This is a genomic window from Cellulosimicrobium sp. AB352, from assembly GCF_049538415.1.
Lineage (GTDB): Bacteria > Actinomycetota > Actinomycetes > Actinomycetales > Cellulomonadaceae > Cellulosimicrobium > Cellulosimicrobium funkei.
In genome coordinates this window covers 110,083-136,023 of the sequence record NZ_JBMVFX010000005.1, presented here as the reverse complement: position 1 = coordinate 136,023, position 25,941 = coordinate 110,083, and the positions used below count along the sequence as shown (strand labels likewise).

The window sequence follows — 25,941 nt, the reverse complement described above, 5'->3', positions numbered from 1 at the left end:
AGGCGCCATGGCGCACCAGCAGGACCCCTCGAGAAGCCCCGTGCCGCGCGGCGGCGTGCCCGAGTACGGGACCCCGCCCCCGGACGCCGGGCGCAGGGACCTCTCGACGCAGGACGCGGTCGAGTGGTCCGCCTACCGGCCGACGCCGCTGCTCGACGCCGCGCTCGACAAGGCGGTGACGATCCCGTCGCACGTCATCCGGGCGCACGTCGACTCCGTGCGCCGTCGCAACCCCGAGGCGAGCCCCGCGCAGATCGTCCGGATCCTCGAGCGCGAGTACCTGCTCGTCATCCAGACGGCGGGCGGCGCCGTCGGCGCGGCGGCCGCCTTCCCCGCGGTCGGGACGGGCGTGGGGATCGCGCTGACGTCGAGCGACGTCGCGACGTTCTTCGCGTCCTCGGCGGCCTTCGCGCTCGCGGTGGCGGACGTGCACGGCATCGCGGTGGACGACGTGGGCCGCCGTCGGGCGCTCCTGCTCGCGACCGTGCTCGGCGAGAAGGGCGCGCGCGACGTCGAGCGCGCGACCCAGGGGTCGGGCCTCGCGTGGGGCAAGGTGCTCCTGACGAGCATGCCCGCCGGGACGCTCGTCAAGGTCAACAAGGCGCTCGGCAACCGGTTCCTGCGCACCCAGCTCGCGAAGCAGTCCGGCCTCGCGCTCGGTCGGCTCGTGCCGTTCGGCGTCGGCGCCGTCGTGGGCGTGGCGGGGGCGCGGGCGCTCGGGCACGGCGTGATCGCCCAGTCGCGGCGCGCGTTCGGGCCGCCGCCGTCGGTGTTCGGCCGGCTCCTCGAGGTCGTGGAGTCGCCCGTGCAGGACGCACCGCCGCGGCTCGTCCCCGTCCCCGAGGACGCGGAGCCGCGCCGCCGTCGTCGGCTGCTGCCGGGGCGGGGACGGCGCGACCGCTCCCCCGCCCGCGACGCCGAGTGACGACCCGGGGCGTGCGGCGCGTCGCCGTCGCGCGCGAGCTCGACGTCGACGCGTCCGTCGCGTTCGCGTGGGTCGCGGACCCGCGGACCCACCCGCGGTTCATCCCCCTCACCGTGATGACGACCCCGGCGGGCCGGGGCCCCGAGGTGGGCGACCGGTTCACCATGGTGAGCGGCCCGCTCGTCCGGCGCACGGGCCGCGGATTCCCGGACCGCATGGTCGTCGAGTCGCTCGACCGCCCGTCCGTGGCGGCGGGCCGCCCGGGCAGCACGCGGATCCGCAAGCTGGGCCCGGCGCTGCTCGGCGACGCGGGCTTCGAGGTCGTGCCGCTCGGCACGGGCCGCTGCCGGGTCGTGTGGTGGGAGGAGGCGTACCTCGCCGGTCCCGTCCCCCGCGGGATCACGGCGCCCCTCGTCGGGGTCGCGCTGCGCGTCATGATGCACGTCTCGCTGCGCCGCCTCGACGCGCGCCTGCGCGCCCGCCGGTAGCCGCGAGCGGCCTGGCTGCCGGGCCGCGCCCCGCGCACGCGACGGACCGGGGCCCCACGGGACCGACCAGCGTCGGTACCGTGCGACCCCGGGTCCGGGGTGGTGGGTTCAGGCCGTCGGCCCGTCCTCCACCGGGGCGTCCTCCACCGAGGTGTCCTCCGTCGGGCTGCCCGACGGCGCACGGTCGCCCGCGGCGGTCGTCGTGGCACCCGGCGCAGCGCCGGGCGAGGTGCCGGGCACGGCCGGGCCCGCGAGGATCAGGTAGAGCTCGCGACGCGTGCGCTCCAGGAGCTCCGCAGCGGCCGTCGTCTGCTCGTCGGTGCCGGTGCGGGCGACCTGGTGGACCGCCGCCGCCACGGCCTCGACGCCTGCGCGCAGCTCGCGCCGCGGGCGGCCGCCGCGACCGGCGGCGTCGGCGAACGGGTCGCCCAGCTCGTCGGCGTGCTCCGCGACGTACGCGGTGCCCGCCTCGGTGAGCGTCGCGAGGCGGCGCCCGCCGTCGGCCGAGAGCTCGACGAGCCCCTCGTCCTGGAGCAGGTTCAGGGCCGGGTAGACCGCGCCGGGGCTCGGGCGCCACTGGCCCTCGCTGCGCTCCGCGATCTCCTGGATGACCTGGTACCCGTGCATGGGCTGCTCGGCGAGGAGCAGCAGGACGGCGGCGCGGACGTCGCCGCGGCCGGCGCGCCCGGGGCCGCGACCGCGGCCCCCGTGCCGGCGACCGCCGTGACCGGGGCCGAAGCCGGGCCCGCCCGGGCCGAACCCGGGGCCTCCCGGGCCGAACCCGCGACGGTCGTCGGCCGGACCGCCGGGGCCGAAGCCCCGGCCGCCGTCGGCCGGTCCGCCGAACCCGCGTCCGCCACCGCGGCGGGCTCCGCCGCGGCCACGGGGGCCGTCGCCGCGGAACCAGCCCGCGTCGTCGGGCACGGGCGGGAAGCCGTCGCGACGACGGCGGTCCGGGCGCGGCCCGGGTCGCTCGCCGAACGGCTGGGACATGTTCTGGACGTTCTCCGGGGTCCTGCCCCGGTGCTGGTGTGCGTGGTGCATGAGAGGTGTCTCCTGTACGTGGATGTTCGAGGGCTTCGGGTGATCCGCGGAGCGTGGCGGGCCGGTCCGGCCGCGCGGTCGTCGCGAGCCGCGTCTCGGGCTCAGCGATACGGTAACGATATATCGATAGAATATCGCTGTCAACACCCCCGCCGCTCGCGTGCCGTCCCAGGACGCGCCCACCTCCCGGACGTACGCTGACTTCCAGCAGCCAACCGGCAGCCACCAGCAGCACCGGACGCATCCCCCGTCCGGCACCCACCCGGGCCGCACCACCCCGGCGGCCCGGCTCCCGCGAGGAGGCGGCGATGCGCCCAGGCCAGCCCCGGCACTACCTGATGTGCCGGCCGACGTACTTCACCGTCAGCTACGAGATCAACCCCTGGATGGACCGGCGCACACCGGTCGACACCGCGCTCGCGGTCGCGCAGTGGGAACGCCTGCGCGACACCTTTCGCGACCTCGGCCACACCGTCGAGACGATCGACCCCGTCCCCGGCCTGCCGGACATGGTCTACGCGGCCAACGGCGCGACCGTCGTCGACGGCCTCGTCTACTCCGCGCGCTTCACCCACCCCGAGCGCGGGCCCGAGGGCGCCGCCTACCTCAAGTGGTTCGCCGACCACGGGTACGTCACGCACCTCGCGGAGCACGTCAACGAGGGCGAGGGCGACCTGCTGCTGGCCGGCGACGTCGTGCTCGCCGGCACCGGCTTCCGCACCGAGCGCGCCGCGCACGCCGAGGCCGCGGCCCTGTGGGGCCGGGAGGTCGTGACGCTCGAGCTCGTGGACCCGCGGTTCTACCACCTGGACACGGCGCTCACCGTGCTGCGCGGCAACGAGGGCACCGCCGGCACCCCGGGGGCCGACGACGGCGCGCACCTCGACGACGCCGCCCACCCCGCGCTCACCGGCCCGCCGGCCGTCGACGTCGTCTACCTGCCCGCCGCGTTCTCCCCCGCCGCGCAGGAGGTGCTGCGCGAGCGCTACCCCGACGCGCTCCTCGCGACCGAGGAGGACGCCGCCGTGCTCGGCCTCAACGCCGTGAGCGACGGGACGCACGTCGTGCACTCGCCGCGTGCGGGCCGGCTCGCCGCGGCGCTGCGCGAGCGCGGCTACGAGACGGTCGCGGTGGACACGTCGGAGCTCCTGCGCGGCGGCGGCGGGGCGAAGTGCTGCACGCTCGAGATCCGCGAGCCCGCCGTCCACGCCGCGGCGCCGGCCGGGAGCGCGTCGTGACCGCCCAGGAGGTCCGCGCGTCGGACGGCGGCACGGGCGCAAGCAGCCCCAGCGACCCGCTCGACAGCGGCCGGTCGGCCGACGGCAGCGGCGGCGGCGCGCTCGCGCACAACTACCACCCGCTGCCCGTGACGGTCGCGAGCGCCGAGGGGTCGTGGGTCACCGACGTGACCGGTCGCCGCTACCTCGACCTCCTCGCGGGGTACTCGGCGCTCAACTTCGGGCACCGGCACCCCGCGCTCGTCGACGCCGCCACGCGCCAGCTCGGTCGCGTCACGCTCACGTCGCGCGCGTTCGACCACGACCTCCTGCACCCGTTCGCCGAGGCGCTCGCCGCGCTCGTCGGGCCGCTCACCACGGGCGGGGCCGACTCCCTCGTGCTCCCGATGAACACGGGCGCGGAGGCCGTCGAGACCGCGATCAAGACGGCGCGCAAGTGGGGCTACGACGTCAAGGGCGTTCCCCCGGGCGAGGCGACGGTCGTCGTCGGCTCCGGCAACTTCCACGGCCGCACGACGACGATCGTGTCGTTCTCCGACGACCCCGACGCCCGGCGCGGGTTCGACCCGTACACGCCGGGGTTCCGCCTCGTGCCGTACGGCGACGCCGACGCGGTCGCCGCCGCGATCGACGACACGACCGTCGCGGTACTCCTGGAGCCGGTGCAGGGCGAGTCGGGCGTCGTCGTGCCGCCCGACGACTACTGGCCGCGCCTGCGCGCGATCACGACCGCGCGGGACGTGCTCCTCGTGGCCGACGAGATCCAGTCCGGCCTCGGGCGCGCCGGGGCGACGCTCGCGACCGAGACGTGGGGCGTGCGGCCCGACCTCGTGACCCTCGGCAAGGCGCTCGGCGGCGGGATCGTGCCGGTCTCGGCCGTCGTCGGGCGGCGCGACGTGCTCGAGGTGCTCACGCCCGGGACGCACGGCAGCACGTTCGGCGGCAACCCGCTCGCGTGCGCGGTCGGGCTCGCGGTCCTCGAGCTGCTGCGCACGGGCGAGCCGCAGCGACGCGCGCGCGAGCTCGGCGCCGGGTTCCAGGACCGGCTCACCGGGCTCGTCGACGCGGGCCTGCTCGACGGCGTCCGCGGCCTCGGCCTGTGGGCGGGCCTCGACCTCGACCCGGCGCGCGGGACGGGCCGCGACCTCTGCGAGGCGCTGCTCGCGCGCGGCGTCCTCGCCAAGGACACGCACGGCTCGACCATCCGCCTCGCTCCCCCGCTCACCATCGCGGCCGAGGACCTCGAGACCGGGCTGTCCGCCCTGGAGGACGCCCTGACGGACCTGGCGCGGGGTCGGTAGAGTCCGGAGGGTGACCACGCCCGAGCCCACCGCACCCGGTACCACCACCCTCGCGTCGTCCCTCGACGACCTGCGTCGCGCGTACGCCGACCTGCAGGCGCTGGGGCTGAAGCTCGACCTCACGCGGGGCAAGCCCTCGGCCGAGCAGCTCGACCTCTCCGAGGCCCTGCTCGCGCTCCCGGGCGAGGGCGTGCACACGGACGCCGACGGCACGGACGTGCGCAACTACGGCGGCCTCGAGGGGCTGCCCCAGCTCCGGCGCATCTTCGCCGAGCTGCTCGGCGTGCCCGTCGAGCAGCTCCTCGCCGGCGGCAACGCGAGCCTCACGCTCATGTACGACACGCTCGTGTACGCGACGCTCTTCGGCGTCCCCGGGTCCGAGCGCCCGTGGGGCCGCGAGGAGAAGGTCCGCTGGATCTGCCCCGTGCCCGGCTACGACCGCCACTTCTCCGTGTGCGAGGCGCTCGGCATCGAGATGGTCACCGTCCCCATGACGGCGGACGGCCCCGACGCCGCGGCCGTCGCCGCGCTCGTCGCCGACGACCCGACGATCAAGGGCATGTGGGTCGTGCCGACGTACGCGAACCCCGACGGCTCGGTCGTCACGGAGGAGGTCGCGCGGGCACTCGTGTCCGTGCCCGCCGCCGCCCCCGACTTCCGCATCCTGTGGGACAACGCGTACGCCCTGCACCACCTCACCGACGACGAGGTCCGCAGCGCCGACGCGATCGCGCTCGCCGCCGAGGCCGGCCACCCGGACCGCGTGATCCTCTACGCCTCGACGTCGAAGATCACGTTCGCCGGCGCGGGCGTCGCGTTCCTCGCGTCGTCCCCCGCGAACGTCGCCTGGTACAAGAAGCACCTGTCCGCCCAGTCCATCGGCCCGGACAAGGTCAACCAGCTCCGGCACGCGCTGTTCTTCGGCGACGCCGACGGCGTGCGGGCCCACATGCGCAAGCACCGCGACATCATCGCCCCCAAGTTCGACGCCGTGACGAGCATCCTCGCCGACCGCCTCGGCGGCACGGGCGTGGCGTCGTGGACCGAGCCGAAGGGCGGCTACTTCGTCAGCCTCGAGGTCGTGCCGGGCACCGCGTCGCGCGTCGTCGAGCTCGCGAAGGCCGCCGGCATTGCGCTCACGCCCGCGGGCGCCCCGTTCCCCTACGGCAAGGACCCGGAGGACAAGGTCCTCCGCCTCGCCCCGACCCTCCCCCCGATCGAGGAGGTCCGCGTCGCGATGGACGGCGTCGCGACGTGCGTCCTCCTCGCGGCCGCGGAGCACGCCGCGGAGTAGAGGGCCCCGGACCCGCGAGGTAGAGCCTCCGGTCGCGACGTAGAGCCCCCCGGGCTCTCCCTCGCGGCCGGAGGCTCTACCTCGTTCCGGCGCGTCTCTTGGCTCCTGGCGCATCGCGCTGGTCAGCCTCCCCTCGTCCGGCGCACGATGAGGGAGGGTGCACGACCGATGAGTTCTGCCGGCCCGGGCGGTCGGTGGGTGCGTGGGTGGCCCGGACGCTCCGGGCGGCCCGTCGGCAACGGCCAGGAGGGGACATGACCGAACCTGCACGCGGCGACCTCGCCGTCGAGGCGCGCGGCCTCGTCAAGCACTTCACGACCGGGAAGTCGGTGACCAAGGCGGTCGACGGCATCGACCTCCTCATCCCCGAGGGCACCGTGTTCGGCGTCCTCGGGCCGAACGGCGCGGGCAAGACGACCGCCGTCCGCATGCTCGCGACGCTCCTGCGCCCCGACGCGGGCACGGCGCGCGTCCTCGGCCACGACGTCGTGCACGACGCCGACAAGGTGCGTTCCGTCGTCGGGCTCACCGGGCAGTACGCGTCGGTGGACGAGGACCTCACGGGCACGGAGAACCTCGTCATGCTCGCGCGGCTGTACGGGTTCCTGGGTGGCACGGCACGCGGTCGCTCGGCCGAGCTGCTCGACGCGTTCGGGCTCGGGGACGCGGGCGACCGCCAGGTGAAGACGTACTCGGGCGGCATGCGGCGGCGCATCGACCTGGCGGCCAGCCTCGTCATGAGCCCCCGCGTCATCTTCCTCGACGAGCCGACCACCGGGCTCGACCCGCGCAGCCGCAACCAGGTGTGGGACATCGTGCGCGTGCTCGTCGCCGACGGCGCGACCGTGCTGCTCACGACCCAGTACCTCGAGGAGGCGGACCAGCTCGCCGACCGCATCGCCGTGATCGACCACGGCAAGGTCATCGCGGAGGGCACCGCGACCGAGCTCAAGCGGTCGGTGGGCGAGGGCGCGGTCCACCTGCGCCTCGCCGACGCGACGCAGCGGGGCCGGGCCGCGGAGGTCGTGGGCGCGCTGCTCGGCACGGACATCACGCTCGCGAACGACCCGTACGCCTTCACCGCGCGCGTGCCCGACGACGGCGCGGCGGACGTCGCGCGGATCCTGCCCGCCCTCGGCGACGAGGGGATCGTGGTGCCCGAGTTCACGCTGGGCCAGCCGAGCCTCGACGAGGTGTTCCTCGCGCTCACCGGTCAGCCCATGGACGACGACGAGACGATCGAGGAGGTGGCCTGATGGCCGCGGACCCCACGACCACCGCCGCGGAGCTGCGCGCCCCGGAGGCGAACGCGCTGCGCGCGGCGGTCGCGCTCGACCGGCGGCCGGACCGGCCGTCGCCCGTCTCGGCGACCCTGACGTACACGTGGCGCGCGCTGCTCAAGATCAAGCACGTGCCCGAGCAGCTGTTCGACGTCACGGTCTCGCCGATCATCTTCACGCTGATGTTCACGTACCTGTTCGGCGGCGCGCTGGCCGGCGACGTGCAGAGCTACCTGCAGTTCCTGCTGCCCGGCATCCTCGTGCAGGCGGTGCTCTTCACGACGATCTACACGGGCTACACGATGAACACGGACATCAGCAAGGGCGTGTTCGACCGGTTCCGGTCGCTGCCCGTGTGGCGGCCCGCGCCGATCGTCGGCGCGCTGCTCGGCGACACCGTGCGCTACACGATCGCCTCGGTCGTGACCCTCGCGCTCGGCCTCGTGCTGGGCTTCCGCCCGCCGGGCGGCGTCGTCGGCGTGGTCCTGGGGATCGTGCTGCTGCTCGTGTTCGCGTTCGCGCTCAGCTGGGTGTTCACGGCCCTCGGGCTCGTGCTGCGCTCCCCCAACGCCGTCATGGGCACGTCGATGCTCGTGCTCATGCCGCTCACGTTCGCGTCGAACATCTTCGTCGACCCGTCGACGATGCCCGTCGTGCTGCAGCGTTTCGTCGACGTCAACCCGGTCACGCAACTCGTCACCGCGGTGCGCGGGCTCATGGCGGGCGAGCCCGCGACGGAGGGGATCGTGTGGGTCCTCGTGGCGTCCGTCGTCCTCACCGCGATCCTCGCCCCGATCACCATGCGGCTGTACCGCAACCGGAGCTGACCGCGCGCCTGGGCACCTGGCGCCGTGGTGCCCAGGCGTGCCGGCGGCTCAGCCCTCCTGGGCCGCCGGCTCGTCGTCCTCGCACTTCTTGGTCACGACCATGACGGGGCACGCGGAGTGGTGCAGCACTGCCTGGCTCGTGGAGCCCAGCAGCAGGCCGCGGAACCCGCCCCGCCCGCGCGAGCCCACGACGATGAGGTCGGACGCCGTGGAGAACTCCGTGAGGAGCTCCGCACCCGTGCCGTCGAGCACGATGCGCTTGATCGTGAGCCCGGGGTGCTCCGCCTCGTGGCGGTCGATGATGACGTTCAGCCCCTCGGTGACGTCGGCCAGGACCTGCTCGTGGTCGATCGACGCGGGGAGCCACGCGAGGAGTCCCGCACCGGCGCCGACGGGGACGCCGGCGACCGCGACGAGCTCGGCGTCCCAGGCCCGGGCCTGACGGATCGCGTGCCGCAGCGCGATCTCGGCGGACGGCGACCCGTCCACCCCGACGACGATCCGGCGCAGGTCCCGCACCGGCGGCAGCTCCTGCGCGCCACCCTCGTCGTCCTTCCCGCCCGCGCGGTACGGCACGACGACCGTCGGGCAGTGCGCGTGCGCGGGCAGCGCCGAGGAGACGGTGCCGAGCAGCCGCTCGGTGAAGCCGCCGCGCCCCCGCGTGCCGACGACGACGAGCGCGTGCTCGCGCGACATCTCGACGAGGACCCCCGCGGCGTCGCCGGTCGTGACCGTCGCCGTCGTGCGGACCCCGGCGCCCTCGGCGCGGGCGCGAGCCTCTTCCAGGACGGCGCGCGCGCCCTCCTGGATGGCCGAGTCGTCGAGGGCCGCGTAGCCGCCGTCGAGCGACGCCGCCGTGAACGACGGCAACGAGTAGGTGCACACGATGTGGAGGGGCCACCCCACGCGCAGCGCGTACGCCGCGGCCCAGTCCAGGGCGTGGAGGCTCGGCGCCGAGCCGTCGACACCGACGAGGACGGATTCCGTGCGGGTCATGAGCGACTCTCCTCTCGACGGCCCGGTGCCATCGGACGACCAACCTAGCCGAGACCAGGCCCGGCCGTCCGTCTGCCACGAGTCACGAACACGTCAAGAATGCCACGAACCCCGCCCGCTCGCGCAGAGTGCGAGCGGACGGGGTTCGTCCAGCCAGTGACCGCGGGGGTCCTGATCGGGTGAGCGATCAGGCCACGCGGATGAAGGTGGGGTTCGACTGCCAGATCTGGCGGAACTGGACCGACTTCCCGGGACGCGGGGCGTCGATCATCATGTTGTCGCCCGCGTAGATGGCGATGTGGCCCGGCGTCCAGATGAGGTCGCCCGGCTGCGCCTGGTCGCGCGACACCTTGGTGCCGACCGAACCCTGGGCGCCCGACGTGCGCGGCAGGTTGATGCCGACCTGCGCGTAGACGTAGCTGGTGAAGCCCGAGCAGTCGAAGCCGTCGGGGGTGGTACCGCCGTAGACGTACGGGACGCCCACGTAGCGGGCCGCGATCGAGACGATCGACGAGCCGTGCGCCGACGCGGGGGCGCCGACGGACGCCTCCTGCTGGGCCGGAGCCTGCGACTCGTCGGACGACGACGACTGCGTGGACTGGCGCTCCTGCGTGCGGCTCGTCTGCGTGGTGCGGACGGGCTCGGGCTCGGGCTCCGGCTCCGGCTCCGGCTCGGGGGCCGGGGTCACGGTGACCGGGGCCTCCTCGATGGTGAACGCCGCGTCGGCCGCGACGGTCACGGCCGGGGCGGCCTCGAGGGCCTGGCGGGCCTGCGCGGTGAGGGCGCTGAGGTCGACGGCGTTGAGCTTGCCGGACTCGTTGTCGACCGGGGCGGCCGTCGCGGGGGCGGCGGCGCCGATCATCGAGACGATGAGGCCGGAGGACGCGGCGACGACGGCGGTACGACGACCGACGCTCGACATCTGGTCCGATGCGGCCTGGGCGATGGTGCTGAGTGGCGTCACGGGACGCCGCGCCGCGCGGTGGCGGGCGCGAGTCGTGCTCACGGTCACTGTTGCCTCTCCTGGACGCCTGCGAGGTCAGCTGTCGGGTTCGGGTGGAAGAGTCACCCGGCCCGGCGGACCGGAGTCCGTCGGGCTTCACCCCAAGGGCGCTGTCTCCAGCACCCGGAAGTGGGTCCCCCGTCCCTGTCATCGGGTCGTCGTGGGCCTCTCGCGGTGACAGGGTTAGGCGTTCCGCGCGAGGTCTCCGCCAGATGGGTATCCCGACGGAGCAGGACGACCGTACAGGACCCCTCGGCAAAAGTCACGTTCCCATCACGACGGAACGCGGCTCCACGCATCGCCGCAGGTCACAGCGTTTCCCCCGGTGAACGGGCGGCTATCCGCGGGCGACGAAGAGGTGGCGCGCGACGTCGTCGGGCAGGTCGAGGACGACCGGCGCACCCTCTCCCTGCACGGTGACCCCGCCGGCCGGCGCCGGGCGCACCACGAGCGTGCGGCGCGGCAGCACCCCGGCCTGGGCGAACCGCGCGAGGAGCTCGACGTCGACCTGGACCGGCTCGGCGATCCGCTGGAGCACGACGCGCACCTCGCCGCCGCCGAGACCGTGCTGGGCGAGGTGGACGGGGAGCGACACGACGCCGTCGAGGAAGTCGACCTCCTCGAGCTGCTCCCCGAGCTCCGGCAGGCCCGGGATGGGGTTGCCGTACGGGTCGAAGTGCGGGTGGTCGAGCAGCCCGAGGAGCCGCTCCTCCACGAGCTCGCTCATCACGTGCTCCCAGCGGCACGCCTCGGTGTGCACGTACTCCCAGTCGAGCTTGATGACGTCCGTCAGGAGCCGCTCGGCGAGCCGGTGCTTGCGCATGACGCGCGTCGCCTTCTCGTGGCCCGCGGGCGTGAGCTCGAGGTGGCGGTCCCCCGTGACGACGACGAGCCCGTCGCGCTCCATGCGCGCGACCGTCTGCGACACCGTGGGCCCCGAGTGGCCGAGGCGCTCCGCGATGCGCGCGCGCAGGGGGACGATGCCCTCCTCCACGAGCTCGTAGATCGTCTTCAGATACATCTCGGTGGTATCGATCAGATCGGTCACGTCACGCTCCCAGTCGCTCGTCGGCTCGGGGCGCCCGGTCGTCGCTCCACGGGGCGCCTGCCCGCACCGGCGGGCCGCTGGGGGTCAGTCTATGGCGATCCCGTGACCCGACCGGGGTGCCGCCCGGGGCCACCCGTGGTGCTCGCGGCCCGCGCCTCCCCGCGGGCCCCCGGCGCGGGCCGTGCGGTGACGCACGGCCTGTGGACGAGGCTCCCGGGGCGCGCCGCGCGCGCGTAGGGTGACGCCGTGCCCGATCTCGCGAACACCTCGATCACGATCCCCTCGGACCTCCTGCCGGCCGACGGCCGCTTCGGGTCCGGGCCGTCCAAGGTCCGCGCCGCGCAGGTCCGGGCGCTGTCCGACGCCGGCACCTCCCTGCTGGGGACATCCCACCGGCAGGCGCCGGTCCGGTCGCTCGTGCGCCGCACGCGCGAGGGCCTGGCCACGCTGTTCGCGCTGCCCGACGGCTACGAGGTCGTGCTGGGCAACGGCGGCTCCACGACGTTCTGGGACGTCGCGACGGCGTGCCTCGTCCGCTCGAGGGCGCAGCACGCGGCGTTCGGCGAGTTCGGCGCGAAGTTCGCCGCCGCGACCACCGCCGCGCCGTTCCTCGAGCCGTCCCAGGTGATCTCGGCCCCTGCGGGGACCGTCGCGCTCCCGGAGCCCGCCGACGACGTCGACGTGCACGCGTGGCCGCACAACGAGACCTCGACCGGCGCGATGGCACCCGTGCGCCGCGTCCCCGGCTCGCGCGAGCGCGGCGCGCTCACGCTCGTGGACGCCACGTCCGGCGCGGGCGCGATCCCCGTGGACGTCGCGGAGACCGACGTCTACTACTTCGCACCGCAGAAGGTCTTCGGGTCGGACGGCGGCCTGTGGCTCGCGCTGTGCTCGCCCGACGCGCTCGCGCGCGCGGACGAGGTCGAGAGCAGCGGCACGCGCTGGGTCCCGGAGTCGCTGTCGCTGCGCACGGCGGCGGCGAACTCGCGCCAGGACCAGACGCTCAACACGCCCGCGATCGCGACGCTCGTCATGCTCGCGGAGCAGGTGGAGTGGCTCCTGGGCAACGGGGGTCTGGAGTGGGCCGCCGCCCGGTCCGCCGAGTCGGCCGCGCACCTCTACGGGTGGGCGGACTCGCGCGAGTGGGCGACGCCCTTCGTCGCGAACCCGGCGGAGCGGTCGACGGTCGTCGGCACGATCGACCTGGACGACGCGATCGACGCGACGGCAGTCGTCGCCGCGCTGCGCGAGAACGGCGTGCTCGACGTCTTCCCGTACCGCAAGCTCGGCCGCAACCAGCTGCGTGTCGCCATGTTCCCGGCGATCGAGCCCGACGACGTCCGCGCCCTCACCGCGTGCGTGGACCACGTCGTCGACCACCTCGGCTGACGAGCGTGACCGAGGTCCGCGCCCAGCACGAGGCCGGTGCCGCCCACGAGACCGGGGCGGCACCGGCCTCGTGGCTCGGCGGGAGGGGCGGCGTCAGGCCGCCCGGGCGGCCTCCTGCGCGTCCTCGGCCTCGATCCGGCGCCGCGCCTCGGCGCGGGCGGAACGGTCGGTCGGGGTCCCGGCGTCGAGGTAGCGCACCACGAGGTGCGGGCGCTGGAGGACGCGGTACCGGACCTCGAGGTGCCAGTTGCGCACGGCCCAGACGGCGGCGCCCACCGCGACGAGCGCGGCGGTGATCGACCCGACGCCGATCGCCCAGCGCGGGCCCCACGCCTCGGCGATCCAGCCGACGAGCGGGGAGCCGACGGGCGTCGCACCGAGGAACACGATCATGTAGAGCGACATGACGCGCCCGCGCATGACGGGGTCCACGGACATCTGGATGGTCGAGTTGGCCGCGGTCATCATGGTGAGCGACGCGAGCCCCACGGGGATGCACGCGACGGCGAAGCTCGCGTACGTGGGCATGAGCGCCATGACCCCCGTGGCGACGGCGAACCCGAACGCGGACCCGATGACGAGCCGGACGCGCGGGCGCTCCCGGCGCGCGGCGAGCAGGGCCCCGGTGAGCGACCCGATCGCGAGGATGGACCCGAGGATCCCGTACTCCCCCGGCCCCATGCCGAACTCGACCTTCGCCATCATCGCGGACGTGAGCTGGAAGTTGAGCCCGAACGTCGACACGACGCCGACGACGACCATGATGACGATGATGTCCGTCCGTCCGCGCACGTACCGGACGCCCTCGCGGATCTGACCCTTCTCGCGCGGCGCGCTCGGCAGCACGTGGAGCTCGCGCGTGCGCATGTACAGCAGCGCGAGGATGGTCGCCCCGAACGTCACGCCGTTGATGATGAACAGCCAGCCGGAGCCGACGGCCGCGATGAGCAGGCCCGCGACGCCCGGCCCGACGAGGCGCGCCGCGTTGAACGACGCGCTGTTGAGCCCGACGGCGTTGGAGAGCTTGTCGGCGGGCACCATCTCGGCGACGAACGTCTGGCGGACGGGGTTGTCGAACGCCGAGACGACGCCGAGCAGGCCGGCGAACACGTAGACGTGCCACAGCTCGACGTTCCCGGACAGCACGAGCGCGCCGAGGCCGAGCGCGAGCAGCCCCATCGCGCCCTGGGTGGCCATGAGGAGCCGACGGCGCGGGAGCCGGTCGGCGAGCAGGCCCGCCCACGCGGACAGGGCGAGCACGGGCGCGAACTGCAGCGCGGTGACGACGCCGACGGCGACGCCGGAGTTGTCGGTGAGGTCGCTGAGGACGAGCCAGTCCTGCGCGACGCGCTGCATCCAGGTGCCGACGTTCGCGACGAGCGCGGCGCCGAACCAGACGCGGTAGTTGTAGTACTGGAGGGAGGAGAACGTGGTGCTCATCGGGCGGCGATCCGGGTCAACAGCTCACTGGCGCGGGCCAAGGTCTCTCTTTCGTCAGGGGTGAGGGAGGACAGCTGCTGCGTGAGCCACGCGTCCCGGCGGCGCCGCGTCTCCTTGACCTCGCGCACGCCGGCGTCCGTGAGGCGCACGACGACCTGACGGCGGTCGCTCGCGTGCTCCCCCTTCTCGACGAGACCCATCTCGACGAGGGCGTTGACGGCGCGGGTCATCGACGGCGGCCGGACGCGCTCGTGCTCCGCGAGCTCGCTGGGCGACATGGCGCCGTGCTTGTGCAGGACGGTGAGGACGCCGAACCGCCCCTCGGGGAGGTCCGCCTCGCCGCGCTGGGCACGCAGCCGCCGGGAGATCCGGGTGAGCGCGACCCGCAGGTCGCCGCCGAGCGTCGCGGGCCGGTACTGGTTCCGGGTAGGAGCAGTGAGGTCCGCAGCAGGCATGATAGTTACCCTAACTCATTACCTTGGGTAAGAAAAGGCCTGCGGGTGGAGACGCCCGTCACGACCAGGCGTCCGAGACGTCCCGCACGTCCGCTATGGTGTGCGCCGTGCACCAGGAACTGACCCTCGCCGAGACGCTCCACCTGCTCGGCCTCATGGGCCGCAAGCTCCCCTCGTTCGTCACGTCCGTGTCGGGACGCGGGGACGCGCTCGACGTCGTCGCCGACCCGCGCCAGGTGAAGCGCCTGCCCGCACCGCTCCGGCTCGCGACGCGCCTCGCCCCCACGGTCCGCGCCACGCTGCGCGTGGTCGACGTGCAGGACGGCGTCGCGACGATCTCCGTCGACGCGAGCGCCGGCGGCCTGCCCGCGCACAAGCTCCTCGGTCTCGCGGCGAGCCGGATCGAGTCCGTCGTCGCGGCGAAGGGCCTCCCCGCCGGGTCCGTGCGGGTGCTCCCGGACGCGCGCGTCGCGCTCGACGTCCAGCGTCTCCTCCAGGCACGCACCCCGGGCGCGCGGGTGAGCGGCGTGGCGTTCAAGGACGGCGTCGTCGTCCTCGACGGCGTCGCCTGACCCTTCCCGCGAGAGCCCGGCTCCGCGGGGCCGCGTCCCCTCGGCGGCCCCGCGGCCTGCCGGGACCTGCGTCAGACGGCGGCGCGCGTCGCCTCGTCGAGGAGGTCGAGGAAGGCGCGGTAGTAGTCCTCGACGTAGTGGACCGGCGACGGTCCCCACCGGTGGGCCGGGTCGCCGACCACGAGCCGGTCCGGGACCCGGAGGAAGCGCGCCTCGGGCAGGTCCTTGCGCATGCGCGCGTAGAGATAGGTGAGCGTGCGGTTCGCCGCCTCGACGCGCTGCTGGTCGAACGCCCCGCCCGCCGCGTCGCCCCGCGCCCAGTACGCCTCGTGCACGACGACGCGGCCCAGTCGGCCCTGCCGGCGTGCCGTGGCCACGAGCGCAGCCCAGCCGGCCTCCCACCGGACGAGGAACTCCGGCGACCCCGACGCGACGCGACGCGACGGCACGCCGTCGCCGCCGGCCCGCAGGAACTCCATGGAGCGCGTCGCCACCCCGCCGTCCGACCCGACCACGAGGTCGTACTGCTCGTCGACGAGGTCCAGCACGACGACGTCCGCGTCCGTCGTCCCGAGCCGCGCCGCGAAGTCCTTCCCCAGGTCCCGTTCGACCATGCGGCGCTGGAACGGGGACTCGACGCGGGCGACGTCGACCCCGGAGAGCCCCTCGGACGCGAACGCGGACGCCAGCGAGCTGCGTGCGTAGTAGTCGGCGAGGCGGAACCGCGTCTCCTCCGGCAGCGCGAACGCGTCGCGGGTGACGCAGCTCCCGTGGACGAGGACGCTGCGCTGCGGGCTGCTGGAGCGGTCGGTCACCGGCGCCCGATCACTTGACCGTGGGCGGCAGGACCTCGAGCGCCTCGGCGTTCTGGACGAGGTAGTCCCCGACGGAGTCGTTCGCGATCGACGCCATGAGCGGGTCGAACCGGGCACGGTCGAGCACGACGATCGACTGCCCGTCGGCGCTGCGGCCGGTCCCGGAGTTGGGCGCCGTCATGAACGTGACGTCGTTCGTGCTCAGGCCGCGAGCGCTCATGTAGAGGTTCCGCATCTCGTCGATGGTCAGGCCGTCGTCGGTCGCCACCGACTCGCTCACCGCGGTGAAGAAGCGCGTCATCATCGCGACGTCGTTGCGGTTGTTGTTGATCTTGCCGAGCATCGCGCGCATCCAGTTCTGCTGGCGCTGCACGCGGCCGAAGTCGCCGTTCGCCAGGCCGTGGCGCTGACGCGTGTAGGTGAGGGCCTCCTCGCCCGTCATCTGGTGCACGCCCGCCTCGAAGAACACCTTCTTGCCGTCGCCGATGTCCTCCGGGATGCGGATCTGCACGCCGCCCAGCGCGTCGGTGAGGGTCGTGAAGGACTCGAAGTCGGTCACGGCGAAGTGGTCGATCCGCACTCCGGTGAGGTCCTCGACCGTCTGGATCATGAGGGGCGGGCCACCGTAGGAGAAGGCGGCGTTGATCTTCGCCTCCCCGTGCCCGGGGATCGGGACCCACGCGTCGCGCGGGATGGAGACGACCTGCGCCGTCTGCCGGTCGGCCGGAAGGTGCACGAGCATGATCGCGTCCGTGCGCTGCGCGCCCGCCTCCCACTGGGAGGGGTCCCCGGCCGAGATGCGGCTGTCGGAGCCGAGCACCAGGAAGTTCACGGCCTCCGTCGCGACCGCCGGGTCGCTCGGCGCCGGGTCGGGGCGGTTCTCCAGGCCCTCGAACGGGTCGGCGAGCTTCTCGATGTTGCCGTCGAGCTGGCGCTGGAACCACCAGGCGCCCCCGACGCCGGCCAGGACGAGCACGGCGAGGAGCGACACGAGCACGACGAGCGCCGTCCGGCCTCCACGACGACGGCGCGCGTGCCGCCGGTCGGCACGCGGCTCGGGCGAGGGGTCCGGGAACAGGGTGTCGGCCACGGCAGGCATCCTACGGCGCGCGACCTGCTTCGACGGCTGTTTCGAGCGCCTGCGCCGGCCTCTTCACCCTCGGTGCTCGGCCGTCTCACGACTTCACCACGTTCCAGAGCGGTACTCTCGTACCGCTCAGTTCCAGGAAGGCACCGGCGGAGGGCGCGCCCCGGAGAGCCGTCGATCGCAGGGGGCGACATGTCTACGAGTGCGGCACGGCACGCTCGCGCGCGCCGTCGACCGGCGCCCCGACCGCGGCGCCGGGACCGGCACGACCACCTCCTCCTGGTCACCCACCACTACGAGCCCGAGACGGGCGCGCCGCAGCGCCGCTGGGGTGCACTCGTGCCCCGCCTGGTCGGCGCGGGCTTCCGCGTGACCGTCCTCGCTCCGCCCCCGCACTACCCGGCCGGCGTGCTCGACCCCGAGCACGCGCACCTGCGCCCCGGGCTCGTCCAGCGCGGCCGCCACGGCGAGCGGATCCTGCGCGTGCGCTACCGCGAGCACTCGTCCTCGCTCGTCTCCCGCACGGCCGACCACGTCGTCGCCGCTGCCCACTCGGTCGTCCTCGGGTGGCGGCACCTGCGCGCTCGGGCGCACCGCCCGACCGTCGTCGTCGGCACCGTGCCCGGCATCCCCAGCATGTTCGCCGCGTGGGCCCTGGCCCGGCTCTTCCGCGCCCGCTTCGTCGTCGAGATGCGCGACGCGTGGCCCGACCTCATCCGCCCGGCCGGCGTCGTCGCCGACGGCTCCGGCCGTCGGGCGCGGTCCGCGGTGGTCGCGCTCGCGCACCGCGCGATCGTCCGGCTGCAGACCCGCAGCGACCTCGTCGTGACGACGACGGAGACGTTCGCCGGGGTCGTCGAGAGCCGGGGCGCCCCGAACGTCGGGGTCGTGCGCAACGGCACCGCGTTCACCGACCGCCTCGCCGACAAGGTGGACGACGAGGTCGACGCCCTGCCCGACGACGACGCCCACCCCCTGGGCCCGGACCGGCCGCTGCGCGCCGTCTACGTGGGGACGATCGGCCGGTCGCAGGGTCTCGAGGTCGTCGTGGAGGCCGCCGCCGCGCTCGCCGCGCGGGGCGTGCCGCTCGAGGTGCACCTCGCCGGCGCGGGGGCCGACATCCCCCACCTCAAGGCCCTCGCCTCGACGCTCCGCGCACCGGTGACGTTCCTCGGTCGTGTGCCGCACACGGACGTCCCCGCGCTGTACGCGTGGGCCGACACCGTGCTCGTGTCGCTGCGCGACTGGGAGCCGTTCCAGTGGACGGTGCCCTCGAAGCTCTACGAGACGATGGCGACGCGTCGGCACGTCACGGCGTGCCTCGCGGGCGAGGCCGCGGAGCTCGTGCTCTCGCTCGAGGCGGGCGACGTCGTCCCGCCCGGGGACGTCGAGGCGCTGGCCGCGCTCTGGGCCGGCTTCGTGGCCGCGGGCTCGGTCCCGGAGATCGGTCCCGCCGCCCAGGAGTGGGTCGCGCTCAACGCGGACGACGACGCGCTCGCCGCCCGCTACGTCGAGCTGCTCGACGGGCTGCGTCGATGAGGGCGGCGGCACCGCGCGACGCCGTCCGCGCCCTCGTCCTCGCGCTGTCCTTCGGGGCGCGCGCCGTCGTCGACGACCCGGTGTGGCTCGGGATCCAGGCCGCACGGCGCGCGCCCGCCCCGGTCCGGAGCGGCGTCGTCCGCCTGCTCCTCGTGGCGCGCGACCCGTCCGCGCGCCGTGCGCTCGGCCTCTTCCTCGACGGCTCCCCCGACGACGCGGCCCGCACCGTCGCCGCGGTGCTCCGCGCGCCAGGGTCGCGGCTCGCGCGCCGCGTGGCCGCCGAGGTCGCCGTCGCGGTCGGCCACCCCGAGCTGCTCGACGGCGTCCCCCACCCCGGCCCCGCCCGACTGCGCGCGCTCTGGCAGGCGGGCGACGTGGACGCGCTCGATCGCGCGACCGTGTCGGGCCGCGGCGAGCGCCGGACCCTCCGCGCGATCCGCGCCCAGGTCGACGCGCTCCGGCCCGACCCCCCGGCCACCGGGACCTCGCAGCGCGCGGTGCGGGGCGACGTCGGGCAGCCGCGGGTGCTCCACCACCTGACGAACTCGCTCCCCCACACGCAGAGCGGGTACACGTTGCGCAGCCACGCGATACTCCGCGCGCAGCACGAGGACGGGCTGGCGGTGGCGGCGACGACGCGCGGCGCTTACCCGGTGACGATCGGCGTGCTCGGCGCACGCGCCGCGGACGTCGTGGACGGCGTGCGGTACGAGCGGCTGCTGCCGTGGGTGCTGCGCGGCGACCCGGCGCGGCGCGCCGAGGTCGAGGTCGACCTGCTGGTGCGTGCGGCGCGGAGGTTCGCGCCCGACGTCGTGCACGCCACCACCCCGCACACGACCGGCGCGACGGCGCGCGCGGCCGCCCGACGCCTCGGTGTGCCGTGGGTGTACGAGGTGCGCGGCCTGCCCGAGGAGACCTGGGCCGCGTCGCACCGCACGCCCGAGGCGCGGCGCGCCGCCGAGGCCTCGGGCCGTTACGCCCTCGTCCGGGCGAAGGAGACCGAGCTCGCGCTCGCCGCGGACCACGTGGTGACGCTCAGCGAGACCATGCGGGCCGAGCTCGTCGGCCGCGGCGTGCCGGGCTCCCGCGTCACGGTGGTCCCCAACGCCGTGCCGACGTCGCTCCTGGACGCGGCGCACCCCACGCCCGACGCCGCCCGCGAGCGCCTCGGCATCCCGGCGAGCGGGCCCGTGGTCGGCACGGTGAGCAGCGTCGTCGACTACGAGGGCCTCGACACGGTCCTGCGCACGGTCGCCGCGCTCCGGGCGGACGGCGTCGACGCGACCGCGCTCGTGGTGGGCGACGGCGTCGCCCGCCCCGGCCTCCTCCGCCTCGCCGACGAGCTGGGGCTCGGCGAGCACGCGATCCTGCCGGGGCGCGTGCCGCGCGCCCTCGCCACGACGTACCTCGCGGCGCTCGACGTCGTCCTCGTCCCGCGCCGCGACGACCGCGTGACGCGCCTCGTCACCCCGCTCAAGCCGGTCGAGGCGATGGCCGTGGGCCGGCCGGTGGTCGCGAGCGACCTGCCCGCGCTGCGCGAGGCCGTCGGGGCCGCGGGACGCCTCGTGCCCGCGGGCGACGTCGCCGCGTGGACCACCGCCGTGGCGGACGTGCTGGGCGACGACGACGCGCGTCGTGGCATGCTGACGCGCGGTCGCGAGCTCGCGGCCACCAGGACGTGGGCCGCGAACACGGCCCGGTACCGCGAGGTGTACGCCCGAGCACTGGCAGGAGGAACCCGATGAGCTCCGCTCTGCTACGTCGTCCCCTCGGTGCCCTCGTCGCGACGGCACTGCTCGCCGGCTGCACGACGGCAGCGCCGGAGCCAGCGCCGTCGGCGACGAGCGCGTCCCCCGCGCCGACGCGCTCCGCGGCTCCCAGCCCGACGCCCACGCCGACAGGACCGGCGGACCCGCTGCCCGAGGGGCCGGTGAACGCGCTCCTCGTCGGCACGGACTCACGAGACCCGGCCGACCTCACGGGCAACGCCGACACGATCCTGCTGATCCACGTGCCCGCCGACCGGCAGAACCTGTACCTCGTGTCCTTCACACGGGACATGTGGGTCGACATCCCGGGGCTCGGCGAGGGCAAGATCAACGCGGCGTTCTCGCGCGGCGGGACGGACACGCTCGTCCAGACGGTGTCCGGCCTGCTCGGCGGCGCGGAGATCGACTACGTCGTCCAGTCGAACTTCGCGGGGTTCATCGCCCTCACGCGCGCCCTCGACGGGTTCGAGGTGGACAACCAGCACGCGAGCACGGTGACCGTGCAGAGCACGGGACGCGTCGTCGACTTCCCCGAGGGGCGCATCACGCTGTCCGGCACGGACGGTCTCATCTACGTGCGCGAGCGCAAGCGGCTTCCCCTCGGCGACCTCGACCGCACCGAGCGCCAGCGCGCCGCGGTCGTCGGGATGCTCGACCGCATCGCCGAGCGGGCGGACGAGCCGGAGGTGCTCGCCGAGCTCGTGCCGATGCTCGTGCGCAACGTCAAGATCACCGGCGACCTCGACGTGGACGACGCGCTCGCGCTCGTCCCGCTCGCGGCCGAGCTCGAGCGCGAGGACGTCGTCGGGCTCATGGTGCCGATCACCGGGTTCGGCGAGAGGGGCGGCGCGTCGGTCAACCTCGTGGACGCGGAGCAGACCGCCGCGCTCGGTGACGCGGTGCGCACGGACACGCTCGACGCCTACGTCGCGACGTACGGCACGGCGTACGCGCCGACGGGATCCTAGGATGCCGCGATGACCGGAGAGACGAGCACCACCGAGAGCAGGTCCCCTCGCGGGGACCTGTACTCGATGCTGTTCGCAGGCCCGCCGTCGACGACGGAGGTCGTCTCCGCGGGTCGGCTCACCCGCGTCGGGGCACGTCCGCCGCTCGGGGTGTACCTCGGGCAGCTGTGGAACCGTCGGCACTTCCTGTGGGCCGAGGCCCGCGCGAAGGTGACGAGCGGGACGCGCGAGAACCTGCTCGGCACCGTGTGGCTCGTGCTCAGGCCCGTGCTCGACGGGCTGACCTACTTCCTCATCTTCGGCCTGCTGCTGCAGTCCTCGCGGGGGATCGACAACTTCCTCGGCTACCTCATCGTCGGCGTGTTCCTCTTCTCGTTCACGACGAAGGCAGTCACCGCCGGGGCGAACTCGATCAGGGGCGGGCGGAACCTCATCCGCGCGTTCGCCTTCCCCCGGGCGTCCCTGCCCATCTCGGTGATCTTGCGCGGGATGCTCGACATGATCCCCGTCCTCGCCGCGATGGTCGTGATCCTCGCCGTCCTTCCGCCCGCAGAGGTGTTCACCTGGCGCGTGGCACTCGTCCCGGGAGTGCTCGCGCTCCAGGTGCTGTTCACGACCGGCCTAGCGTTGTTCCTCGCACGCTGCGTCACCGTGGTGCCGGACCTCAACCAACTCATCAGCTTCGCCATGCGGCTCTGGCTCTACGGGTCGGGCGTCTTCTTCTCGTACGACCAGTTCATCGACCACCCGACGGCTCTCGCCCTCATGGAGGCGAACCCGATGTTCATGGTCCTGAGCATGTCCCGGGACTGTCTGCTGTACGGCGTGACGCCGGCGCTGTCGTCGTGGCTCGGGCTGGGCGCCTGGGCGGTCGGGACGCTCGTCGTGGGCTTCCTCTTCTTCTACCAGGGGGAGGAGTCGTATGGCCGAGCCTGACCCCTTCGCGTCCGCGACGGTCGCCGTCCAGGACGTGCACGTGCGCTACCGCGTCCCGTCGACGGACGCGGCCGAGCGTCGGCGCTCGAACCGGCTCGTCCGGGCCGCGAAGACCGTGCTCGGTCAGCAGCCCATGGTGCTCGTGCGGGCGCTCTCCGGGATCTCGTTCGTCGCGCGCTCGGGCGAGCAGATCGGCCTCGTCGGCCAGAACGGCTCCGGCAAGAGCACGCTCCTGCGGATCATCGCCGGGCTCGAGCGACCCGCCCGCGGGCGGGTGCTCGCCGAGAGCACGCCGGTCCTCATCGGGGTCAATGCCGCGCTCGTCCCTGACCTCTCGGGAGAGCAGAACGTCCGGCTCGGCTGCCTCGCCATGGGGCTCACCCCGGAGCAGACGGAGAAGGCGATCCCCGACGTCGTCGAGCTCGCCGGACTCGGCAAGTCGATCTACCTGCCGATGAAGACGTACTCGTCCGGCATGGGGGCACGGCTGCGGTTCGCCATCGCGACCGCCGCGAACCCGCACATCATGCTCATCGACGAAGCCCTCGCCACCGGCGACGCCGCGTTCAAGGAACGCAGCGAGGCCCGCATGAACAGGCTGCGGGAGAACGCCGGAACAGTGTTCCTCGTGAGCCACGCGGCGAAGACCATCGAGGAGACGTGCACGCGCGCGATCTGGCTCAACTACGGCCGTCTCGTGCTCGACGGCCCGGCCGAGGACGTCGCGCTGCGCTACCGCAAGTGGGCCTGGGCGATCGCCAAGGAGAAGCCCGACGAGGCGAAGAAGATCATCGAGGACGCCCTCGCGGAGAAGACCGAGACGCACGTGCAGGTGGAGGAGTCCCCTGGGCGCAACTACCGCGCCCGGCACGTCCGGGGACACGGCCGAGATGCGGCCGCAGCAGAGAAGAGAGAAGCATGACCGCTCGCATCATGACCGTCTACGGCACCCGACCGGAGGCGATCAAGGTCGCGCCCGTCATCAAGGCGCTCGAGGAGAGCCCCGACTTCGAGTCGGTGACCGTCGTGACCGGCCAGCACCGCGAGATGCTCGACCAGGTGAACGAGCTCTTCGACATCGTCCCCGACCACGACCTCGACATCATGAGCCACGGGCAGACGCTGGCGCAGATCTTCGCGCGGGTGATCGAGGGCCTCGACCCGATCCTCGAGAAGGAGAACCCCACCGCCGTCGTCGTCCAGGGCGACACCTCGACCTCGACGGCCGCCGCCCTCGCCGCGTTCTACCGGCAGGTCCCCGTCGTGCACCTGGAGGCAGGCCTGCGCTCCGGGAACATCCACTCTCCGTTCCCCGAGGAGGCGAACCGGAAGATCACGACCCAGCTCGCCGCCCTTCACCTCGCCCCCACCGAGACCAGCCGGGCGAACCTTCTCGCCGAGGGAGTGGACGGCTCCACGATCGTCGTCACCGGCAACACCGTCATCGACGCGCTGCTCGCCACGGTCGGCAAGGAGATCCCCTTCACCGACCCGCGCCTCGAAGACCTCGCCGCGTCGGGGCGGCGCGTCCTCCTCGTGACCACCCACCGCCGCGAGAACTGGGGTGGCGCGATGGAAGGCGTAGGGCGAGCGCTGGCACGCATCGCACGGTCGTTCCCCGACGTGGAGATCGTCCTCCCGGCGCACCGCAACCCCGTCGTGCGGGAGGCCGTCCTCCCCCAGCTCGAAGGCATCGGGAACGTGACCGTCACCGAGCCCCTCCCCTACGGCGAGTTCGCGCGCCTAATGGCGCTCAGCACCGTCATCCTCTCCGACTCGGGCGGCGTCCAGGAGGAAGCCCCGAGCCTCGGCAAGCCGGTACTGGTCATGCGGGAGAACACCGAGCGCCCTGAAGCGGTGGAGGCCGGCACCGTGAAGCTCATCGGGACCGACGAGGATCGCTGCGTGACCGAGGTCAGCAGGTTGCTGACCGACGACCGCGCGTACCGTGCCATGTCCACCGCGAGCAATCCCTTCGGCACTGGTGCAGCGGCGGCATCGACGCTCAGGGCGCTCACCACTCTCCGCCCGTGCCCGCAGGCAGGCGACACGGGGCGCGACCGGTGAACGTCTTCGCCTATGGGAGCAGCACAGCGCTCGAGACAGCACGCCACCTCTCGTCGGCAGACGCTCGGGTGATCGCCCACGTGGAGCGTCAGTCTCTTGTGAGCGCGTACAGCCCTCCGATCCCCAGCATCGACGACGGCGCCGAACCGCTCGCCGACCACGTCCTCGGCGACAGGCGCTCAAGCCTCATGCCTACCATCGCCGAGCACGCTTCCGACCTCTCCATCCTCCTGTGGGATCTCCACGACGAGATCTGGGGGGTGGCCAGAAGCGCCGGATCCACCACGACGCTGAACGAGATCCCTCCGGATGCCGGCGGCGCGGACGGGACGGTCCTCCGTTTCGGTGCGGAAGACCATTTCGTCGCGTGGCGGACGGCGGCGGAGTCCTTCGTCCGCGACCTCCGGGCTCTCGGAGTACTCTCTCGAGTTCGCGTCCTCGCCGTGGGACTCGCGCGCCGACGGGAAGACGGCCATCCCACGCTCGCACCCGAAAGCCTCGACATCGAGGCGGTCAACACGCACCTGAGTCGGTACCACGAGCATCTTCGCGCCCTCGATCTCGCGGTGATCACCGTTCCGGAGGTCGTCGTCCGGTCGTCCTCGCAGCACCCACGAGGTGACGGACCGACGAGCTATGCACCGGCCGTCTATGCCCATCTCGCCCGCCAGGTCGAGGCTCTTTCGGCAGCGCCCGGCCCGCGGCCTCACGGATGGGACTCACTGGTCGATCCTTGGGTCGACGCCTTGCCGATCAAAGCCGAGAAGCTGCCGAGCGCCTATCGCATCTGGCAGTCCGCGCACCGGTACTTCTTGGCCGGGGACCTGGAGCGGGCGGAGCATTGTGTGCAGCTCAACAAGCTCATTCACAACTCCCAGGTGCCCGCGGAACTCCGACTGGGCAAGGATGTGCTGTTCGGGTACGGGGGTATGGGAGTCGTGCTCCACAAGGACTGCGAGATCGAGGACGGCGTGACCATCGCCTCCCAGGTGACCCTGGGAGGCAACGGCCATCCCACGCGGTGGGACGAGCGCCTCGGACGCAGAAGCACCGTCCCGTCGATCGGCAGGTACGCCGTCCTCTCGGCGGGAGCCCGAGTTCTCGGAGGGGTTCGGGTCGGCGCGTTCGCCATCGTGGCGCCGAACTCCGTCGTGACGCGTGACGTCGCAGCGGGGTCCATCGTCGCGGGTGCTCCGGCACGGGAGATCGGCAGAGTCGATGCTTCGAACGCCCTCCGGTATCGCGCCAAGTATCTCCCTCTGCGGCGGACGGACGACGCCACGTTCATGTCGCTCTTCTCGGCAGAAACGCAGGGTACCGAGCTTGCAGACGGGGACGAGCCCACCTGAGCTCGTCATTGCCGGGCCTGGTGCGTCTCGGCTCAGACGAATCCATCGATCGACGACCCGGTCCGACGACGGCGAGCGCTCTCGGCACGCCTTCGGACGAACCAAGGAGAA

24 protein-coding genes and 1 riboswitch are annotated in these 25,941 nt (G+C 73.7%); of the genes, 16 read left to right on the top strand and 8 right to left on the bottom strand.

Annotated elements, in window-relative coordinates; translation table 11 throughout:
- Positions 1-7: 7 nt before the first annotated feature.
- On the top strand, positions 8-925 hold the full coding sequence (locus ACPCUX_RS05475) for a hypothetical protein (protein ID WP_249356027.1): 918 nt from the start codon (positions 8-10) through the stop codon (positions 923-925).
- Positions 926-936: 11 nt separating this feature from the next.
- Positions 937-1,413, top strand: coding sequence for an SRPBCC family protein (locus ACPCUX_RS05470; RefSeq protein ID WP_051028110.1), 477 nt, complete (start codon positions 937-939; stop codon positions 1,411-1,413).
- A 108-nt stretch (positions 1,414-1,521) separates the two neighbouring features.
- Here ACPCUX_RS05470 and ACPCUX_RS05465 read toward each other — a convergent pair whose 3' ends face one another.
- Complete coding sequence (locus ACPCUX_RS05465; protein WP_249356028.1) at positions 1,522-2,457, bottom strand: PadR family transcriptional regulator; 936 nt, start codon at positions 2,455-2,457, stop codon at positions 1,522-1,524.
- Positions 2,458-2,765: 308 nt separating this feature from the next.
- Here ACPCUX_RS05465 and ddaH point away from each other — a divergent pair, with 308 nt between their 5' ends.
- The 5 genes from ddaH to ACPCUX_RS05440 all read left to right on the top strand — a co-directional run bounded on the left by ddaH (position 2,766) and on the right by ACPCUX_RS05440 (position 8,397).
- On the top strand, positions 2,766-3,695 hold the full coding sequence (gene ddaH / locus ACPCUX_RS05460; protein ID WP_034651230.1) for a dimethylargininase: 930 nt from the start codon (positions 2,766-2,768) through the stop codon (positions 3,693-3,695).
- Positions 3,692-4,996, top strand: a complete 1,305-nt coding sequence (gene rocD, locus ACPCUX_RS05455; RefSeq protein WP_423388306.1) for an ornithine--oxo-acid transaminase — start codon at positions 3,692-3,694, stop codon at positions 4,994-4,996. Before ddaH ends, rocD begins: the two co-directional genes overlap by 4 nt.
- 10 nt (positions 4,997-5,006) lie before the next feature.
- Complete coding sequence (locus ACPCUX_RS05450; RefSeq protein ID WP_409141985.1) at positions 5,007-6,290, top strand: aminotransferase class I/II-fold pyridoxal phosphate-dependent enzyme; 1,284 nt, start codon at positions 5,007-5,009, stop codon at positions 6,288-6,290.
- 254 nt (positions 6,291-6,544) lie between these two features.
- On the top strand, positions 6,545-7,546 hold the full coding sequence (locus ACPCUX_RS05445) for a daunorubicin resistance protein DrrA family ABC transporter ATP-binding protein (RefSeq protein WP_034651234.1): 1,002 nt from the start codon (positions 6,545-6,547) through the stop codon (positions 7,544-7,546).
- Positions 7,546-8,397: an ABC transporter permease gene (locus ACPCUX_RS05440; protein ID WP_423388305.1), complete on the top strand. Its 852-nt coding sequence runs from the start codon at positions 7,546-7,548 to the stop codon at positions 8,395-8,397. The genes ACPCUX_RS05445 and ACPCUX_RS05440 overlap by 1 nt, the downstream gene beginning before the upstream one ends.
- Positions 8,398-8,445: 48 nt before the next feature.
- On the opposite strand, the gene ACPCUX_RS05435 is transcribed toward ACPCUX_RS05440, so the two are convergent.
- The 3 genes from ACPCUX_RS05435 to ACPCUX_RS05425 form a co-directional block, all read right to left on the bottom strand.
- Positions 8,446-9,393 (bottom strand): universal stress protein, encoded by a 948-nt coding sequence (locus ACPCUX_RS05435; RefSeq protein ID WP_076406209.1) that lies wholly within the window; start codon positions 9,391-9,393, stop codon positions 8,446-8,448.
- 187 nt (positions 9,394-9,580) lie between these two features.
- On the bottom strand, positions 9,581-10,405 hold the full coding sequence (locus ACPCUX_RS05430; RefSeq protein ID WP_423388304.1) for a C40 family peptidase: 825 nt from the start codon (positions 10,403-10,405) through the stop codon (positions 9,581-9,583).
- A 1-nt stretch (position 10,406) separates the two neighbouring features.
- A riboswitch (cyclic di-AMP (ydaO/yuaA leader) is annotated at positions 10,407-10,567 on the bottom strand.
- A 166-nt stretch (positions 10,568-10,733) separates the two neighbouring features.
- The gene (locus ACPCUX_RS05425) at positions 10,734-11,444 is read right to left on the bottom strand and encodes a metal-dependent transcriptional regulator (RefSeq protein WP_021482469.1); all 711 of its coding nucleotides are present in this window, start codon (positions 11,442-11,444) and stop codon (positions 10,734-10,736) included.
- A 246-nt stretch (positions 11,445-11,690) separates the two neighbouring features.
- On the opposite strand from ACPCUX_RS05425, the gene serC reads away from it, so the two are divergent.
- On the top strand, positions 11,691-12,833 hold the full coding sequence (gene serC, locus ACPCUX_RS05420) for a phosphoserine transaminase (protein ID WP_249356029.1): 1,143 nt from the start codon (positions 11,691-11,693) through the stop codon (positions 12,831-12,833).
- A 93-nt stretch (positions 12,834-12,926) separates the two neighbouring features.
- On the opposite strand, the gene ACPCUX_RS05415 is transcribed toward serC, so the two are convergent.
- Positions 12,927-14,273: an MFS transporter gene (locus ACPCUX_RS05415; protein ID WP_034651240.1), complete on the bottom strand. Its 1,347-nt coding sequence runs from the start codon at positions 14,271-14,273 to the stop codon at positions 12,927-12,929.
- A complete protein-coding gene (locus tag ACPCUX_RS05410; RefSeq protein ID WP_021483075.1) occupies positions 14,270-14,728 on the bottom strand; it encodes a MarR family winged helix-turn-helix transcriptional regulator in 459 nt (152 codons plus the stop codon). The genes ACPCUX_RS05415 and ACPCUX_RS05410 overlap by 4 nt, the downstream gene beginning before the upstream one ends.
- A 107-nt stretch (positions 14,729-14,835) precedes the next feature.
- Here ACPCUX_RS05410 and ACPCUX_RS05405 point away from each other — a divergent pair, with 107 nt between their 5' ends.
- Positions 14,836-15,300 (top strand): hypothetical protein, encoded by a 465-nt coding sequence (locus tag ACPCUX_RS05405; RefSeq protein ID WP_255434489.1) that lies wholly within the window; start codon positions 14,836-14,838, stop codon positions 15,298-15,300.
- A 71-nt stretch (positions 15,301-15,371) separates the two neighbouring features.
- Here ACPCUX_RS05405 and ACPCUX_RS05400 read toward each other — a convergent pair whose 3' ends face one another.
- Both ACPCUX_RS05400 and ACPCUX_RS05395 read right to left on the bottom strand, forming a co-directional pair.
- The gene (locus ACPCUX_RS05400; RefSeq protein WP_423388303.1) at positions 15,372-16,115 is read right to left on the bottom strand and encodes a DUF6270 domain-containing protein; all 744 of its coding nucleotides are present in this window, start codon (positions 16,113-16,115) and stop codon (positions 15,372-15,374) included.
- 10 nt (positions 16,116-16,125) lie between these two features.
- The gene (locus ACPCUX_RS05395) at positions 16,126-17,205 is read right to left on the bottom strand and encodes an LCP family protein (protein ID WP_244985603.1); all 1,080 of its coding nucleotides are present in this window, start codon (positions 17,203-17,205) and stop codon (positions 16,126-16,128) included.
- A 336-nt stretch (positions 17,206-17,541) separates the two neighbouring features.
- On the opposite strand from ACPCUX_RS05395, the gene ACPCUX_RS05390 reads away from it, so the two are divergent.
- The 7 genes from ACPCUX_RS05390 to ACPCUX_RS05360 are packed head-to-tail and all read left to right on the top strand — an operon-like array spanning position 17,542 to position 25,830.
- On the top strand, positions 17,542-18,741 hold the full coding sequence (locus tag ACPCUX_RS05390) for a glycosyltransferase family 4 protein (RefSeq protein WP_423388302.1): 1,200 nt from the start codon (positions 17,542-17,544) through the stop codon (positions 18,739-18,741).
- Positions 18,738-20,486, top strand: coding sequence for a glycosyltransferase (locus ACPCUX_RS05385; protein WP_423388301.1), 1,749 nt, complete (start codon positions 18,738-18,740; stop codon positions 20,484-20,486). The genes ACPCUX_RS05390 and ACPCUX_RS05385 overlap by 4 nt, the downstream gene beginning before the upstream one ends.
- Complete coding sequence (locus ACPCUX_RS05380) at positions 20,483-21,478, top strand: LCP family protein (protein WP_423388300.1); 996 nt, start codon at positions 20,483-20,485, stop codon at positions 21,476-21,478. The genes ACPCUX_RS05385 and ACPCUX_RS05380 overlap by 4 nt, the downstream gene beginning before the upstream one ends.
- A 9-nt stretch (positions 21,479-21,487) precedes the next feature.
- Positions 21,488-22,414: an ABC transporter permease gene (locus ACPCUX_RS05375; protein ID WP_423388299.1), complete on the top strand. Its 927-nt coding sequence runs from the start codon at positions 21,488-21,490 to the stop codon at positions 22,412-22,414.
- Entirely contained in the window at positions 22,401-23,336 is a 936-nt protein-coding gene (locus ACPCUX_RS05370; protein WP_423388298.1) for an ABC transporter ATP-binding protein, read from the top strand. The genes ACPCUX_RS05375 and ACPCUX_RS05370 overlap by 14 nt, the downstream gene beginning before the upstream one ends.
- Positions 23,333-24,481, top strand: coding sequence for a non-hydrolyzing UDP-N-acetylglucosamine 2-epimerase (gene wecB / locus ACPCUX_RS05365; RefSeq protein ID WP_423388297.1), 1,149 nt, complete (start codon positions 23,333-23,335; stop codon positions 24,479-24,481). Before ACPCUX_RS05370 ends, wecB begins: the two co-directional genes overlap by 4 nt.
- Positions 24,478-25,830 (top strand): DUF6270 domain-containing protein, encoded by a 1,353-nt coding sequence (locus ACPCUX_RS05360; RefSeq protein WP_423388296.1) that lies wholly within the window; start codon positions 24,478-24,480, stop codon positions 25,828-25,830. Before wecB ends, ACPCUX_RS05360 begins: the two co-directional genes overlap by 4 nt.
- Positions 25,831-25,941: the final 111 nt, after the last annotated feature.